The 15,898-nt window shown below is 61.8% G+C and carries 10 protein-coding genes and 2 pseudogenes; 4 read left to right on the forward strand and 8 right to left on the reverse strand.

The window, feature by feature from the left end:
• Positions 1-303: 303 nt before the first annotated feature.
• A complete protein-coding gene (locus BM403_RS07255) occupies positions 304-1,467 on the forward strand; it encodes a type III PLP-dependent enzyme (RefSeq protein WP_012722179.1) in 1,164 nt (387 codons plus the stop codon).
• Positions 1,468-1,508: 41 nt separating this feature from the next.
• Here BM403_RS07255 and BM403_RS07260 read toward each other — a convergent pair whose 3' ends face one another.
• The 3 genes and pseudogenes from BM403_RS07260 to BM403_RS31380 form a co-directional block, all read right to left on the reverse strand.
• A complete protein-coding gene (locus BM403_RS07260; protein WP_175538051.1) occupies positions 1,509-2,990 on the reverse strand; it encodes a M10 family metallopeptidase C-terminal domain-containing protein in 1,482 nt (493 codons plus the stop codon).
• A gap of 208 nt (positions 2,991-3,198) precedes the next feature.
• A pseudogene (locus BM403_RS31375) lies at positions 3,199-3,276 on the reverse strand (PKHD-type hydroxylase); the annotation flags it as partial.
• Positions 3,242-3,358 (reverse strand): annotated as a pseudogene (locus BM403_RS31380) (PKHD-type hydroxylase); the annotation flags it as partial. The pseudogenes BM403_RS31380 and BM403_RS31375, both read right to left, overlap by 35 nt.
• A gap of 166 nt (positions 3,359-3,524) precedes the next feature.
• On the opposite strand from BM403_RS31380, the gene BM403_RS07265 reads away from it, so the two are divergent.
• Positions 3,525-6,050 carry a PepSY domain-containing protein gene (locus BM403_RS07265; protein WP_093542211.1) on the forward strand — a complete coding sequence of 842 codons (2,526 nt, stop codon included), beginning with the start codon at positions 3,525-3,527 and terminating at the stop codon, positions 6,048-6,050.
• Positions 6,051-6,120: 70 nt separating this feature from the next.
• Here BM403_RS07265 and BM403_RS07270 read toward each other — a convergent pair whose 3' ends face one another.
• From BM403_RS07270 to ptsP, 4 genes are all read right to left on the reverse strand, one after another.
• Complete coding sequence (locus BM403_RS07270; RefSeq protein ID WP_093542213.1) at positions 6,121-7,662, reverse strand: alkaline phosphatase D family protein; 1,542 nt, start codon at positions 7,660-7,662, stop codon at positions 6,121-6,123.
• A gap of 192 nt (positions 7,663-7,854) precedes the next feature.
• Positions 7,855-9,567: a PTS fructose-like transporter subunit IIB gene (locus BM403_RS07275; protein WP_093542215.1), complete on the reverse strand. Its 1,713-nt coding sequence runs from the start codon at positions 9,565-9,567 to the stop codon at positions 7,855-7,857.
• An 11-nt stretch (positions 9,568-9,578) separates the two neighbouring features.
• Positions 9,579-10,499, reverse strand: a complete 921-nt coding sequence (pfkB, locus tag BM403_RS07280; RefSeq protein ID WP_093542217.1) for a 1-phosphofructokinase — start codon at positions 10,497-10,499, stop codon at positions 9,579-9,581.
• Positions 10,500-13,358, reverse strand: a complete 2,859-nt coding sequence (gene ptsP / locus BM403_RS07285; protein ID WP_093542219.1) for a phosphoenolpyruvate--protein phosphotransferase — start codon at positions 13,356-13,358, stop codon at positions 10,500-10,502.
• Positions 13,359-13,651: 293 nt separating this feature from the next.
• On the opposite strand from ptsP, the gene cra reads away from it, so the two are divergent.
• A complete protein-coding gene (gene cra, locus BM403_RS07290) occupies positions 13,652-14,647 on the forward strand; it encodes a catabolite repressor/activator (RefSeq protein WP_012722171.1) in 996 nt (331 codons plus the stop codon).
• Between the two features lie 2 nt (positions 14,648-14,649).
• A complete protein-coding gene (locus BM403_RS07295; protein ID WP_093542221.1) occupies positions 14,650-15,426 on the forward strand; it encodes a TatD family hydrolase in 777 nt (258 codons plus the stop codon).
• On the opposite strand, the gene BM403_RS07300 is transcribed toward BM403_RS07295, so the two are convergent.
• Positions 15,376-15,804 (reverse strand): hypothetical protein, encoded by a 429-nt coding sequence (locus tag BM403_RS07300; protein WP_012722169.1) that lies wholly within the window; start codon positions 15,802-15,804, stop codon positions 15,376-15,378. The two genes, BM403_RS07295 and BM403_RS07300, sit on opposite strands and share 51 nt — an antisense overlap.
• Positions 15,805-15,898 lie beyond the last annotated feature (94 nt).

A 15,898-nucleotide genomic window follows, 5' to 3' on the forward strand; every position in this document is an offset into this window, starting at 1 on the left:
CACACCGGTCGGTTACATAAGTAGCTGCACGGCATCGCGCGACGAACGCGTGCAAAAACGCGACATTTTTAGTTGATCTATGGCCCCTCACGTCCTAAAGTTCGCGCCGAACGTCCATGCTGGAAACGATCCATCCGGCTCAAGTACTGACGACGAGACAGCAAGGCCAAGGGACGCAAGTGATCCCATGGCCTTTTTGCTTTCGGCGACATGCCTTGGGAAGTAGGCGAACCAAAGTGGGGATACGGAGGACGTTCATTTGCACCCATTGCTAATTTCAGTTTGCCCTTAGGAGTTCCCAGCATGTCGATCAATGTCGAAGATTATTTCGCGCGCGCCACGTTTGACAAAATGAAGGCGTTCGCCGACAAGCAAGAAACCCCATTCGTGGTGATCGACACCGCGATGATCAGCCAGGCCTACGATGACCTGCGCGCCGGTTTCGAATTCGCCAAGGTCTATTACGCCGTCAAGGCCAACCCGGCCGTCGAGATCATCGACCTGCTCAAGGATAAAGGCTCAAGCTTCGACATCGCGTCGATCTACGAGCTGGACAAAGTGATGGACCGTGGCGTCAGCCCCGACCGTATCAGCTACGGCAACACCATCAAGAAATCCAAGGACATCCGCTACTTCTACGAGAAGGGCGTGCGCCTGTTCTCCACCGACTCCGAAGCCGACCTGCGCAACATCGCCAAGGCCGCGCCGGGTTCGAAAGTGTATGTGCGTATCCTCACCGAAGGCTCGACCACGGCTGACTGGCCTTTGTCGCGCAAATTCGGCTGCCAGACCGACATGGCCATGGACCTGCTGATCCTCGCCCGCGACCTGGGCCTGGTGCCGTACGGCATCTCGTTCCACGTCGGCTCGCAACAGCGTGACATCAGCGTGTGGGACGCAGCGATCGCCAAGGTCAAAGTGATCTTCGAGCGCCTGAAAGAAGAAGACAATATCCACCTCAAGCTGATCAACATGGGCGGCGGCTTCCCGGCCAACTACATCACCCGCACCAACAGCCTGGAAACCTATGCCGAAGAAATCATCCGCTTCCTCAAGGAAGATTTCGGCGACGACCTGCCGGAAATCATCCTGGAACCGGGCCGTTCGTTGATCGCCAACGCCGGCATCCTGGTCAGTGAAGTGGTGCTGGTGGCGCGTAAATCCCGTACCGCCGTCGAGCGTTGGGTGTACACGGATGTGGGCAAGTTCTCCGGCCTGATCGAAACCATGGACGAAGCCATCAAGTTCCCAATCTGGACCGAGAAAAAGGGCGAGATGGAAGAAGTGGTGATCGCCGGTCCTACCTGCGACAGCGCCGACATCATGTACGAGAACTACAAGTACGGCCTGCCGCTGAACCTGGCGATCGGTGACCGTTTGTACTGGCTGTCCACCGGTGCGTACACCACCAGCTACAGCGCGGTTGAGTTCAATGGCTTTCCGCCGCTAAAATCGTTCTACGTGTAAGGCCGCGAAAAAGGGCCCATGACAGGTCATGGGCCCTTTTTTTATACCACTACATCCTTGCGAACAACTTTTCCTTGCACGTCAATGCACATGTCCATCCTGCCATCTCCGGTGGTATCCAGCCTGAAGAACGTTCGCCCAAAGGCACGGTCGTAACTCACCAGTACATCACCCGGTTTGGTAAGAAACGTCGGATTGACTGGATCCTGCGGTTTACTGTGATCAAGTGGCAATTGGGAGACGAAGGTCAGAGTCCCTAATTTCTTGCTCAGCCCTGAAAGATCAATCTTGTCTTTGCCGCTGACAAAATCCATCACCCAGTTCGCTTTTCCGCTGGACGCGCCGTCAAAGACAAATGTGTTCGGCCCCGCACCACCCCACATCTGTGCTCCTCCACTGCCCCCGTACATGACATCCTCGCCAGGTCCGCCTCGGAGCACATTGAAGACTTCATTGCCGATCAGGATATTCCTGCCTTTGCCGCCCCTGGCCTCTTCGATCACGGCCCCCTCAGCGATGCCGACATTACGACTCAAGCCACCGACCGAGGACAGCGAGCCTGCATTGAGGTTAATCACTTGGTTTTGGCTGAACCCTGAGAAATCGAGCGTGTCCCAACCGCCGCCATCCCAGACGGCAAACAGCGGTTTGTCGTCGGAAGAAGTAAGGCTGGAGTGTTCTCGGCCAGAGTTAGAGTTGAAACCGTAAGTAGTGTCGCCCGCGCGCGTGGCGTGGTTGGCACCGTAGGTTTTTTGCAGGGCTGCTATATCATCGATCATCAGGCTGACCGGTCCGCCACTGTCTTCCGCCTCGGAAAATAACGGGGTGTTGTAGCTCATGATTGAGTAATTTTTCCAATTTTCCTGATAATCGGGAAGACCTTCCTCCTCGGAGTCGCCGTGGGGATGACTCAAACCCACAATATGCCCGATCTCGTGAATCAAGTTTTCACGCCAGATGTCATCTCCAAATCCTTCAAGAAAACCGCCGTCTTCTTTTTCGTTGAACCGGCTCGCCTGATCCGTATTGCGCATCCAGACATGCCCTGGGCGCTCAGGACCCTGGGGATCTGGAAAAAAACCGGACCCCCGGATGGGGCTGACGTTACTGCCAGTGTCATAACCATTGTAAATCAGATGCCCCTCAGCGCCGCCGCCGGCCTTTTCGGTGAACGATATATTGGCAATATCGGCATACTCTTGTTGCGCGGTCCTGACATAGTCTTTTTGACGAGCATTTAACGGAACAAATTTTCGGGCCTTGTTGCGGCTATCGATTTGGTCTTTTTTGAAGCTGTCTGGCTCAACGGTCGAGAACTCATAAGTTAACTCCGTCCTGCCGTTATGGTTGCTATCGTGCCAACGGTGACCTGTTCGAGTAAGCCGATCGGCGACCTGCTTGCCGGTCAGCGAAGGTTCCTCATCTGCAGAGGATGGCTCTTTACCCCGCTCATTACGGCTGAGTTGCCGTTGCACCAATTCGTAACCCGTGCGCGAAACAGGGGGTTGAGTGACAGACGTCATGGACATTGCTCCTTGCTTTGTTAAAGACGGTGCCCGAGTTGTGGCACCTGTTTATCGACTAGCGACAAACAGGAACGTTGTCATCCCGCCTTGCAGCAAAGAATCTGTCTTCTCCTGACAGAGACACGAAAAAGTAAACGCGCTGGACAAGAAGCCTGAGTCTTTATGCGTAAGAAAAAACCACTTCGCGGGGTTGTTCAGCCACCTGAACAGTGCGATGGCTGTCTTCGCGCACCAGGCTTTGCGTCCAGAAGAACGCGGCGTAGCGCGCGCCACGGGCGCACGGTGCTTATGAACAGGGGGTTCTGCCACAAACGCTCCAGCATCGCCGCGCCGATTTCCTTGGCCAGCGGGTGGACTTCGGACAGGCACTGCTGTCCACCCGGTTCCACTTCTAAGCAGCAGCGCCACGCAGCAAAAAGCCCCACGCATCGGATGCGTGGGGCTTTTGCGTGTTAAACAGAATGTTTCTCGACAAGCCACGGCATAATGCGCGCCGTGCCCTACCCATTCAGACAGACGAGGCGGTTAGACGTGTTGAAGAAAACCCTGTTCCAGTTGCACTGGTTCTTCGGCATTACCGCCGGGCTGGTGCTGGCCTTGATGGGGATCAGCGGGGCTGCGGTCTCGTTCCAGGATGAAATGCTGCAGGCGCTCAACCCCAGCGTACTGACCGTGGAAAAACGCGACGCCGGCGTACTGCCGCCCGCCGAGCTGGTGCGCAAGCTGGAGGCCACTGAAGGCCAGACCGTGGCCATGCTGTTCGTGGAAAGTGAAAGCGGCAAGGCTGCCCGCGTGTTCTTCACCCCCCCGCCTGGCGAACGCCGTGGTCAGTTGCGTTATTTCGATCCCTACACCGGCGACTACATGGGCGACGTGGTCGGCCAGGACGTCTTCGGGTTCCTGCTGCAATTCCACCGTTTCCTCGTACTGGGCGACACCGGGCGAAACATCACCGGCGCGTGCACGCTGATCCTGGTGTTCTTCTGCCTCTCCGGCTTGTACCTGCGCTGGCCGCGCCAGGCGGCAAACTGGCGAGCCTGGCTGACGTTGGACTGGCGCAAAAAAGGCCGCGCCTTCAACTGGGACCTGCACTCGGTATTCGGCACCTGGTGCCTGCTGGCCTATCTGTTTTCGGCGCTGACCGGTTTGTATTGGTCCTACGACTGGTACAGCCAGGGCCTGACCCAACTGCTGTCCGACGCCCCGCAACATGAACGGGTTCGCAAGCGCGGCCCGGCGCCCGAAGGTGCCGCGCCGGTGGCCAATTACGCGGCTATTTGGAGCAGCATCTACAGCAACGCCGGCCCCGGCCTGAGCGCTTACAACATCCGTATGCCAGCGGTCGCCGGGCAACCGGCCACCGTCTTCTACTTGCTGAAAGACTCGCCCCATGACCGCGCGTTGAACCAGATCAATCTGGACCCGGCCACTGGCGAGGTCAAATCCCACGACCGGTACGCGAGCAAAAGCCTCGGCTCCAGACTGCTGACCAGCGTCTACGCCTTGCACACCGGCAGTTACTTCGGCCTGGCCGGGCGGATTGTCCTGACCGTCAGCTCACTGCTGATGCCGTTGTTCTTCATCACCGGCTGGCTGCTGTACCTCGACCGTCGCCGCAAAAAGCGCCAGGTGCGTGATGCCCGCAAAGGTCTGAGCGCCAACCACAGCGACGCCCCGGCCTGGCTGATCGGCTTTGCCAGCCAGAGCGGTTTTGCCGAACAGCTTGCATGGCAAACGGCAGGGCAATTGCAGGCGGCCGGTTTGCCGGTGAAGGTGCAGCCGCTGGGCAGCGTCAGCCAGGACGACCTGCGCCAGTCGGAAAATGCGCTGTTTGTGGTCAGCACCTTCGGCGACGGCGAAGCCCCCGACAGCGCCCGCGGCTTCGAGCGCAGCGTGCTCGGCCAGGACCTGTCCCTGAGTGGCCTGAACTACTCGGTGCTGGCCCTGGGTGATCGTCAATACGAGCACTTCTGCGGCTTTGCGCGGCGCCTGCACTTCTGGCTGACCAATCAGGGCGGCAATCCCTTGTTCGCCCCGGTCGAAGTGGACAGCGGTGACACCACCGCCCTGCTGCACTGGCAACAACAACTTGGCCAGCTCACCGGCCACGCCCCGGCAGCCGCTTGGCCGACGGCCAAGTACGAAAACTGGACGCTCAGCCAACGCACCCTGCTCAACCCCGACAGCAGCGGCTCGCAGGTCTATTTGCTGGGCCTCACCTCGCCTGCGCCACACACCTGGCAAGCCGGCGACCTGGTTGAAGTGCTGCCCCGCAATGGTCCCCGGGCCATCGAACACTTTCTCGAAGGCCTGGGCCTGGCCGGCAGCGATGCCGTAGTGTTCGAAGGCTTGGCGCAGTCCCTCAACCAAGCCCTGGCCACCCGCCAACTGCCGGACAACCGCGCTCATCTGGTGGGCCTGCATGCCCAGGCGCTGGTGAACGCGCTGGTGCCCCTGGGCATGCGCGAATACTCCATCGCCTCGATTGCCAGCGAGGGCGTGCTGGAGTTGATCGTGCGCCAGGAGCGCCACCCCGACGGCAGCCTGGGCCTGGCGAGTGGCTGGCTCACCGAGCACGCCGCCATCGGCTCAAGCATCAGCCTGCGCCTGCGCCGTAACAGCGGTTTTCACCTGCCGGAGATGCCGGTGCCCCTGATCCTGCTGGGCAACGGCACCGGCCTGGCAGGCCTGCGCAGCTTGCTCAAGGCGCGCATTGCCGACGGCCAGCAGCGCAACTGGCTACTCTTTGGCGAGCGCAACATCGCCCACGACTACCTGTGCCAGGACGAGCTGCAAGGCTGGCTGGCCAGTGGAGATCTGGCGTTGCTGGACTTGGCGTTTTCCCGCGATCAGGAAGAGAAAATCTATGTGCAGGATCGCCTGCGTGAATCGGCCGAGGTGCTGCGTAAGTGGCTGGCGGAGGGCGCGGCGATTTATGTGTGCGGGAGTTTGCAGGGGATGGCGGCTGGGGTGGATCAGGCGCTGGTGGACATTCTCGGCAATGAAGCCGTGGAACGGCTGATCGAGCAAGGTCGCTATCGCCGGGACGTCTACTGAATCCCTGACGTAACCACAATCAAACTGTGGGAGGGGCAAGCCCCCTCCCACAGTCTTGATTGCCTTCCAATCAGGCCGGTTGGAGTTTCTGTTCGAATACCGAGACGCCATCCAAATCCCGCAGGATCACCGTCAACTCCGCCGTCTGCCCATCAATCTGCACCTCGCCAAAAAACTGAAAACCCGCGAACGGCGAGGTGTTCTGCGCCGGCGGTGCCTTCTCGAACACCACCTCGGGGCCAAAGGTCTTATCCAGCGGATTGGGCCCGAAGCTCCCCGCATTCAGCGGCCCGGCGACAAACTCGCAGAACGGTTCGAAATCCTGGAACGCCGCACGGTCCGGGTGATAGTGATGCGCGGCGCAGTAATGCACATCGGCCGTCAGCCACACATGGTTGCGCACCTGTTGCGCCCTTAAAAAGCCCAGCAACTCGGCGATTTCCACTTCACGACCTTGCGGCGCACCGGGGTCGTTGTTGGCGATGGCCTCCCAACGCGCCACACCGGGGCTGACCTTACCATCAGGCACACCGAGGCCGATGGGCATGTCGGCGGCGATCACTTTCCACTGCGCCTGGGACGCCTTGAGTTCGCGCTTGAGCCAGTCCAGTTGTTCGCGGCCGAGGAAGGGCTTTTCAGCGCCCAGGTTGTCATCGTTGGGTCCGCGATAACTGCGCATATCCAGCACGAACACCTCCAGCAGCGGGCCATAGCTGAGCTTGCGATAAATCCGCCCGCCCGCATCCGCGCTCTGCCGGCGCATCGGTGAATACTCCAGCCAGGCCTGGCGCGCACGCCCCACCAAGGTGTTGATGTCCTTGGTCTGGTAACGCTCATCCAACTGCTTGCTTGGCGACCAGTTGTTCACCACTTCGTGGTCGTCCCACTGCCAGATCTGCGGCACCTCGGCGTTGAAGCGGCGCACGTTTTCATCCATCAGGTTGTAGCGGTAATTGCCGCGATATTCATCCAGGGTTTCAGCGACTTTGCTCTTGGCCTCGGTGGTGATATTGCGCCAGATGCGACCGCCTTCGGTGGTCAGCTGCGCCGGCACCGGGCCGTCGGCGTAGATGGTGTCGCCGCTGTGGATAAAGAAGTCCGGCAGGCGCAGGCGCATGGCTTCGTAGATGCGCATGCCGCCAATCTCCGGATTGATACCGAAGCCCTGGCCAACGGTGTCGCCGCTCCACACAAAACGGATGTCGCGGCGTTGTTGCGGCACGCTGCGCAGGTGGCCGAACCAGGGTTCGCTGGCGACGCCGGTCTGGGCGTCTTCAAAATGCACGCGGTAGAAAATCGCCTGGTCGGCGGGCAATCCGGTGAGTTCAACACGGGCGGTGAAGTCGGTGCGATTGTCGGCCAGGGGCGAGACGAATCGACGCGGGTTGCTGAAGACGCTGCGGGTGTCCCACTCCACCACCATGCGGGCCGGGCGATCGCTGCGGCTCCAGATCATGGCGCGATCGCCGAGCAGGTCGCCGGACTGTACGCCGTCGGTGAGTTGCGGGCGATCCTTTACCGAAGCGATCACTGCCGGGGCCAAACCTGGCAACAACAGGCCGGCGCCGACGGCTTGCATCACACGGCGACGGCCGAGATCGAAGTGGCTCATGCAGGTGCCCTCTTGAGTATCAAAAGGGCAACTTAACCACGACCGGATGAAGCGGTTATGACACTGATCGTGTGATCAGTAGAGATCAAATGTGGGAGGGGGCTTGCTCCCGATGACAGTGTGACAGGCAATAAACATTTGACTGATCCACTGCTATCGGGAGCAAGCCCCCTCCTACCGGTTTGAGCCGTGTCAGGCCTTGGCGGGGGCGACGGCCAGCTCGACCACATCCGGACGCTTGATCAGCGCATACACCACACCGGTCAGCACGCTACCGGCGACAATCGCCAGCAGATACAGCAACGCATGGTTCATCGCATTCGGAATCACCAGCACAAACAAGCCACCGTGGGGCGCTGCCAGTTTGCAGCCGAAGTACATCGACAGTGCACCGGTCAAGGCGCCGCCGGCAATGCTGGCCGGGATCACACGCAACGGGTCTTTGGCGGCAAAGGGAATCGCGCCCTCAGAGATAAAGCACATGCCGAGAATCATCGCCGCCTTGCCGGCCTCGCGTTCGGTCTGGGCGAACTTGCGGCGCGCCAGGAACGTGGCGATGCCCATGCCAATCGGCGGCACCATACCCGCGGCCATGGTCGCCGCCATCGGCGCACCACTGGACGCCGCCAGTAAACCGACAGAAAACGCATACGCGGCCTTGTTGATCGGCCCGCCGAGGTCGACACACATCATGCCGCCCAACAGGATGCCCAGCAGCACCGCATTGGTGGTGCCCATGGTGCTGAGGAAGTCGGTGAGGCCGGTGAGCAGGCGCGCCACCGGTGGGCCGACCAGGTAGATCATCGCCAGGCCGGTAAACAGGCTCGCCAGCAACGGAATGATCAGGATCGGCTTGAGCGCCTCCAGGCTCTGCGGCAACTTCACCGCACGGGTGATCAGCTTGACGCAGTAGCCGGCCAGGAAACCGGCAAAGATACCGCCGATGAACCCCGCGCCCAAGGTACCCGCCAACAAGCCGCCGATCATGCCGGGCGCAATGCCGGGACGGTCGGCAATTGAGTAGGCGATGTAGCCCGCCAGCAACGGCACCATCAGCATGAAGGCACGGTCGCCCACGGTTTTCAGTGCCGCCGCCAGGGTGCCTTCCTGTTCAAAGGCGTGGATGCCGAACACGAATGACAAGGCAATCAACAACCCGCCCGCCACGACCATCGGCAACATGAACGACACCCCGGTCAGCAGGTGTTTATAGACGCCGGTTTTTTCCTTTTTGGCCACCGCACCGCTGGCTGCGCTTTCCACCGCGCCTTCCGCGAGGGCCTTGTTGAGGGTGGCTTCGGATTGCTTGAGGGCGATGCCGGTGCCGCAACGGTAGATCTTCTTACCCGCGAAGCGCTCGGTGGCGACTTCAATATCGGCGGCCAACAGCACCACATCAGCCTCGGCAATGGCTTGCGGGCTCAACGGTGTACGGGCACCGACCGAACCTTGGGTCTCCACCTGCAGGTCATAGCCCAAACGCTTGGCCGTCTGCTGCAAAGCTTCGGCCGCCATGAAGGTGTGGGCGACGCCGGTCGGGCAGGCAGTGATCGCAACGATGCGCGGTGCCTGCTTGGCCGCTTGTTCCGTGGCGACATACACCTGCGCCTCTTGCGCGCCGCGACGCAGTACGGCGTCGACATCCGCCAGCGCCTGGGCCGGCGTGCTCTGGAACACGCGCTTGCCGACAAACCGCTGCATATCTACAGCGGTGCTGCTGACCAGCAACACCCATTCGGCATCGTCGAGGGTGGCCTGGGACAGCTGGCGTTCCGGACGTTGCACATCCACCACTTCCACGCTGGTACTCCAGCCTTGGCGCTGCGCGGCGGCGTCCAACAAGCGGGCGCACAGCACACTGGTGACCATGCCGTTCGGGCAGGCGGTAACAATGGCTAACTTCATCACAAACCCTCTTATTGTTCTGTCAGCGTGCGCACAACAACGCCGCTTTCGAGGCGCGCCAACTGCGCGTCATCGCTGATGCCAAAACCGATTTGCGTCACCGCCATTGCGGCAATCGCCGTGGCGCGGCGCAGGGTCTGCTCCGGCGTATCGCCGCTGAGCAAGCCGTGCAGCATCCCGGCCAGCAGCGAGTCGCCGGCGCCGACGGTACTGGCCACCGTCACCTTGGGCGGTGTGGCGTGCAGCGTCGCATTCGAGCTGTACCAGCTCACGCCCGCGGCGCCGTCGGAGACCACCACATGTTCCACGCCCTGCAGGTGAAGCTGGCTGATTGCATCCGGGGCATGACCCAGAGCATCGGCCAGCTCTTCGGTATTGGGTTTGACCAGCCACGGGCCGGCTTTCAGACCGGCGCGCAGCGCTTCGCCGCTGGTGTCCAGGGCGACTTTTAAACCCAGGCTTTTCAGTTCCGTCACCAGGCGTTGAAACCACTGCGCACTGACGCCGCGTGGCAAGCTGCCGGCCACCACCACCGCATCAAAGCCGGGAGCAATCTGCGCCAGTTTTTCCAGCAAGGCGTTCTGCGCCTGCTCCGTCACCTGCGGCCCCGGCGCATTGATGTCAGTGACCCGGCCATCCTGCTCGGCAATCTTGATATTGCTGCGCGTCTCTCCCGGCACACGGACGAACGCATCGCCAAACCCTCGGCTGGCGATCAGTGCATCGAACGCCTCGGGGTTTGCGGCGCCGAGAAAACCGCCCACGCTCACGTCATGGCCCAGATCGGCCAACACCTGCGCCACGTTCACGCCCTTGCCGGCGGCATGGGTCAACAGGGTTTCGCTGCGGTTGACTTCACCCGGCTCCAGGCGCGCCAAACGCACCGTCAGGTCCAACGCCGGGTTCAGCGTCAGGGTCAGAATCCTTGCCATCTACACGGCCTCCACTAGGGCACGCACTTCGGCGGGCGAGCCCACCGCCAGTGCTTTTTGCGCCAGGCCCTGGGCCTCGCTCAGACTGAATTCGCGCACGCGCGCCTTCACTTCGGGAATGCTGCGGGCCGACACGCTCAACTCATCCACCCCCAGGCCGACCAACACAGGCACCGCCAACGGGTCTGCCGCCAACTCGCCGCACACGCCGACCCATTTGCCATGGGCATGGGCGGCGCGCACGGTGATGTCGATCAGTTGCAGCACCGCCGGGTGCAGGCCGTCGGCCTGGGCGGACAGCGTCGGGTGACCACGGTCGATGGCCAGGGTGTACTGGGTCAGGTCGTTGGTGCCGACGCTGAAAAAGTCGACTTCCTTGGCCAGCACCGGCGCGAGCAATGCCGCCGACGGCACTTCGATCATGATGCCCAGTTGCAGGTCCGCCACCGGGATTTCCAGGCGCAGGCGTTCGGTCATGTCACGGGCCGCACGCCATTCATCGACGCTGCCGACCATGGGGAACATGATGCGCAGCGGACGGTTATCCGCAGAACGCAGCAGCGCACGCAATTGCGCTTCCATGATCTGCGGGCGTTGCAAGGTGAGACGAATGCCGCGCACGCCGAGGAAGGGGTTTTCTTCCTGGGCAATCGGCCAATACGGCAGCGGTTTGTCGCCGCCCACATCCAGGGTGCGCACCACCAGCGGGCGACCGCCGAGGCCGTCGAGCACACGCCGGTATTCGGCTTCCTGGGTGGCTTCGTCCGGCGCTTGCGGGTGGGCCATGAAAATCAGTTCGGTGCGCAGCAAGCCGATGCCTTCGGCGCCCTGCTCCACCGCACTGGCAACACCGGCGCTTTCGCCGATGTTGGCGAACACTTCCACGGCGTGGCCGTCACGGGTCAGCGCCGGTTCATGGCGTTGCGCCGAAGCGGCTTGCAGGCGCTGTTCGCGGGTGTCACGTTCGACCGTGGCGCGTTGCAGGGTGGCGCTGTCGGCGTCCACATGCAGGCGACCGCGCTGGCCGTCGAGCAACAGCGGCGTGCCGGAAGCCAGCAGCAACACCGCCGGGCCGGCACCGACCAAGGCCGGAATACCGAGGGCACGGGCGACGATAGCGCTATGCGCCGTCGCGCCGCCACGGGCGGTGAGAATGCCGGCGACGCGCGCCGGATCAAGCCGTGCAACGTCGGACGGACCGACTTCGTCCATCACTAGGATGTAGGGCTCGCTCGGCTCCTGGGCGGTTTCAACGCCGCACAGTTGCGCCAGCACACGACGGCCGACATCCCGCAGGTCGGCCGCGCGCTCGGCGAGCAGGGCGTCCTGCAACGACTCCTGCTGCTTGGCGGCGGCTTCAATCACACTCATCCACGCCGCTTCAGCGCTTTCGCCTTGCTTGAGGCGGGTGTCGACTTCGTCGGTGAGTTCCGGGTCGTCGAGCATTTCCTGGTGGGTGATGAAAATCTCGCGGATCGCCTTGGAGGGGTTGCGTTCGATCAGGCCTTGGATATCGGTGCGCACCTCGCTCAAGGCGCTGTGCAGGCGCTGGCGCTCGATGGCGCAGGATTCTCCGCGCAGTGGGTAGTCGAACGTTTGCTGAACCTGGATATGCGCAGGGCCGATGGCGATGCCCGGCGCGGCGGCGATGGCCTGGATCTGGCTCCCGGCCACTGGCGCGCTGATCACCGGTTCGATATCGAGGGCTTCGGGCTGGGCACTCAGGGTCGGCAGTGGCTCGACGTCTTCGCCCAAGCCTTCTTCCACCGCCGCCAGCAGCGCGGGCAGTGCGTCGCCGGCAATGGTCGGCTCGGCGACAAACTCCAGCACCTGGCCACGTCGAGCGCCGAGGCTCAACAGTTTGCTCAGGCTTTTCACCGACACGGCGCCCACTGGGCCATCGACGATGCGCACACGCACATCACCGTCAAAATTTTTCGCCAACTGGGCGAGGATCTTCGCCGGCCGCGCGTGCAAACCGTGGGCGTTGGCCAGGGTGATGCGTGCGCTGGGCCAGTCCGGAGGCAGTTCGCCGCCGAGCACTTCGAGGACCGCGCGGCTGCTGGTGGCGCGGCCAAGCTCTTGGCCACGCCCTTCAATCAGCAAGGCGCACAAGCGTTCAAGCAAGGCCTGGTGGGCTTCACCGAGGCTGGCCAAGCAGAACAGGCCATTGAGCGGCTGGCCGAGGTAGCGCATGGGTTTGTCCGGGGTGACAAACGCCAGGCCCGGGCGCTTGACCGTCTGCTCGCTGTGCAACCACCACAGGCCATCGCCCAGGGGCAGCGCATCCACCTGCTGCAACACCGCGGCGAAACCATTGCTCACACAATCGGCCTGACGCAGCAGGCGTGCACCGCGCCAAACCAGCTCTTCGAAGTCATCGGCGGACACGCCCAGGCTGATCATCTGTGCATCCAGCGCCAGTTCCTGCGGCGCGCCTTGCAACAGTTTCAGCAACGCTTCGGCGGTGCCGGCACGGCGCAACGCCTGGCCCAGGTCGGTTTCGCCGAGGGCACGGGTGAGCAGTTGCAACAGCCGCAGGTGTTCGTCGGATTTGGCGGCAATGCCGATGGCCAGGTATACGATCTGGCCGTCGCCCCAGTCCACCCCTTCGGGGAACTGCAGCAGGCGCACGCCGGTAGAGAACACCTGGTCGCGGGTTTCAGGGGTGCCGTGGGGGATGGCAATACCTTGGCCCAGGAACGTCGAGCCCTGAGCTTCACGGGCTTGCAAACCGCTGAGGTAACCCTCGGCGACCAGGCCATCGGCCACCAGTTTTTCAGCGAGCAGGTGCAAGGCAGCAGATTTATCCACAGCCACCTGGCCCATGGAAATCTGCTCTACAGTGAGCTCAAGCATGCCGTTCTCCTAGTTAGTGCAGTGGCGCACTAGGTATTGTTTTAAACAAACAGTGTAAGGGGTGCTCATAAATAACTGACTGAGCAGTCAATTGGCAGTGGCTACTCAGTCGCGAACGTCGTAAAAATACGCTGGCTGAAACGTTTAATCTAGAGTTTATGGAAGACTACGCGTTAATTGCGCATCCTTGAACAACCACTCGGCACTTGAGCTGAGACATAGGTCCGGTGCTGGAATCGGTTACGATTGGACAAAATGTCGGGGCAAGCTCCAAAAAACAAGGAAATCCCGGTTTGAAACTCAGTGATATCGCACGTCTCGCCGGTGTGTCCGTGACCACCGCCAGCTACGTCATCAATGGCAAGGCTGAACAGCAACGCATCAGCAACGCAACCGTCGAGCGGGTGCGCGCCGTGGTCGAAGCCCATGGCTTTACGCCCAACCCCCAGGCCGCCGGGCTGCGCAGTCGGCATACGCGCACCTTGGGTTTTATCCTGCCCGACCTGGAAAACCCCAGCTACGCACGCATCGCCAAACTCCTGGAGCAAGGCGCTCGGGCGCGTGGCTATCAGTTGCTGATCGCCAGCTCCGACGATGAGGCCGACAGCGAGCGCCAATTGCTGCAACTGTTCCGCGCCCGGCGCTGTGATGCGTTGTTCGTCGCCAGTTGCCTGCCGGCCAGCGATGACAGTTACCGCGAGTTGCAAGCCAAGGGGCTGCCGGTGATTGCCATCGACCGGGTGATGGGCGCGGATCAATTCTGCTCGGTGGTCAGCGACGACCGCCAGGCTTGCAAGCAATTGACCAGCAGCCTGCTGCAACCGTTGCCCAAACAGATCGCGTTGATCGGCGCACGGCCCGAACTGAGCATCAGCCAGGAGCGTGCCGCCGGTTTCCGTGAGGCCCTCGAAGGGTTCACCGGCGAGGTGATTGTCGAACACGGTGAAGCCTTCAGTCGCGACTGCGGCCGACAGCTGATGGAGCAACTTCTGCAGCAACTGGGGCATTTGCCTGACGCGCTGGTGACCACCTCCTATGTGCTGCTGCAAGGTGTGTTCGACGCCCTGCATGACTTCCCGCTCAAGTCGCGCCCGCTGCGCTTGGGCACCTTTGGTGATACGCAGTTGCTGGACTTCCTGCCGTTGCCGGTCAACGCCATGGCCCAGCAACATCAACTGATCGCAGACACCGCGCTGCGCCTGGCGCTGGCCGCTATCGAAGAAGAGCACTACCAACCTGGCGTACACGCCATCGGCCGGACCTTCAAGCAGCGTATTCACGAGGCTTGAGCGTGGAGCTGATCGACACCCACACCCACCTGGATTTCCCGGAGTTCGACAGCGACCGCCGGGACGTCCTCGCCCACAGCCGGACGTTGGGCGTGCGGCGCATGGTGGTGCTGGGGGTGTATCAGCAGAATTGGCAGCGCCTGTGGGACCTGGCGCAAGCGGATGAAGGAATATTCGCAGCCTTTGGTTTACATCCGGTGTACCTCGATGAGCATCGACCCGCCGACCTTGTGCAATTGGGCGACTGGTTGACGCGCCTGCACGGCCACCGGCAGCTGTGCGCGGTGGGCGAGATCGGCCTGGATTACTTTCTCGAACAGCTGGACCGCGAACGCCAGCAAAGCCTGTTTGAAGCCCAGCTCAAGCTGGCGGCGGACTTCCAATTACCGGCGTTGCTGCATGTACGTCGCAGCCATGCCGCGGTGATCGCTACCCTCAAGCGCATCCGCCTGCCCCGCGGCGGCATCATCCATGCGTTTGCCGGGAGCCGCGAAGAAGCCCGCGAGTACATCAAGCTCGGCTTCAAGCTGGGTTTGGGCGGTGCCGCCACCTGGCCCCAGGCCCTGCGTATGCACAAGGTGTTGGCGCAACTGCCGCTGGACGCGGTGGTGCTGGAAACCGACGCCCCTGATATGGCGCCCGCCATGTTTCCCGGTCAACGCAACAGCCCCGAGCACCTGCCGGACATCTGCACCGCCCTGGCCGAGCGCATGGGCATCAGCCCGTTGTTACTGGCTGAGGCGAGCACACGCAATGCGTGCGAGCTGTTCAATTGGTAGCACCGGCGTGACCACTTGCAGGTCCAGCGTCATTCGCTGCCGGTAGCGGGCGTAGCGCAGCACCAGGAAATGCATCAGCAGCATCACCAGCGAGACGTTGAACTGACCGATCACGCTGATCAGCCCCACCCACTCCGCCACCAGCGCCACAATCAGCACCATGCAGGTGAACACCACCATGCTCGGTTGCACCAGCGCCCAATGGTCCAGCGCCTTGAACTGGCGCAATTGGCGGGGGCAGTTCAACTGCACGATCCGTTGGCAGTACGGGCAGTCGAAAGGCTCTTGGATCGCGATGGCATTCAATTGCCACGGCTTGAGTTCAAACCTGATATCACAATGGGCACAATGCCCTTTGATGCCGATCGCAGTGGTCATCGTCGTCGCGCTCCGTTGAACCTGAATTTGATTGAAACAAATTCTCCCCCCTTCACGCGGCCAGAAAAGGGACTCCGTGAAATCAGGACAGGCA

This window comes from Pseudomonas sp. OV546, from assembly GCF_900116845.1.
In the GTDB taxonomy this organism is placed as follows: Bacteria; Pseudomonadota; Gammaproteobacteria; order Pseudomonadales; family Pseudomonadaceae; genus Aquipseudomonas; species Aquipseudomonas petroselini.

What these genes read in the sequence shown, in the direction of transcription:
- BM403_RS07255 (WP_012722179.1), top strand. Translation starts at nt 304, where the DNA reads ATGTCGATCAATGTCGAAGATTATTTCGCGCGCGCCACGTTTGACAAA.
- BM403_RS07260 (WP_175538051.1), bottom strand. Translation starts at nt 2,990, where the DNA reads ATGACGTCTGTCACTCAACCCCCTGTTTCGCGCACGGGTTACGAATTG.
- BM403_RS07270 (WP_093542213.1), bottom strand. Translation starts at nt 7,662, where the DNA reads ATGAGCCACTTCGATCTCGGCCGTCGCCGTGTGATGCAAGCCGTCGGC.
- BM403_RS07275 (WP_093542215.1), bottom strand. Translation starts at nt 9,567, where the DNA reads ATGAAGTTAGCCATTGTTACCGCCTGCCCGAACGGCATGGTCACCAGT.
- pfkB (WP_093542217.1), bottom strand. Translation starts at nt 10,499, where the DNA reads ATGGCAAGGATTCTGACCCTGACGCTGAACCCGGCGTTGGACCTGACG.
- ptsP (WP_093542219.1), bottom strand. Translation starts at nt 13,358, where the DNA reads ATGCTTGAGCTCACTGTAGAGCAGATTTCCATGGGCCAGGTGGCTGTG.
- BM403_RS07300 (WP_012722169.1), bottom strand. Translation starts at nt 15,804, where the DNA reads ATGACCACTGCGATCGGCATCAAAGGGCATTGTGCCCATTGTGATATC.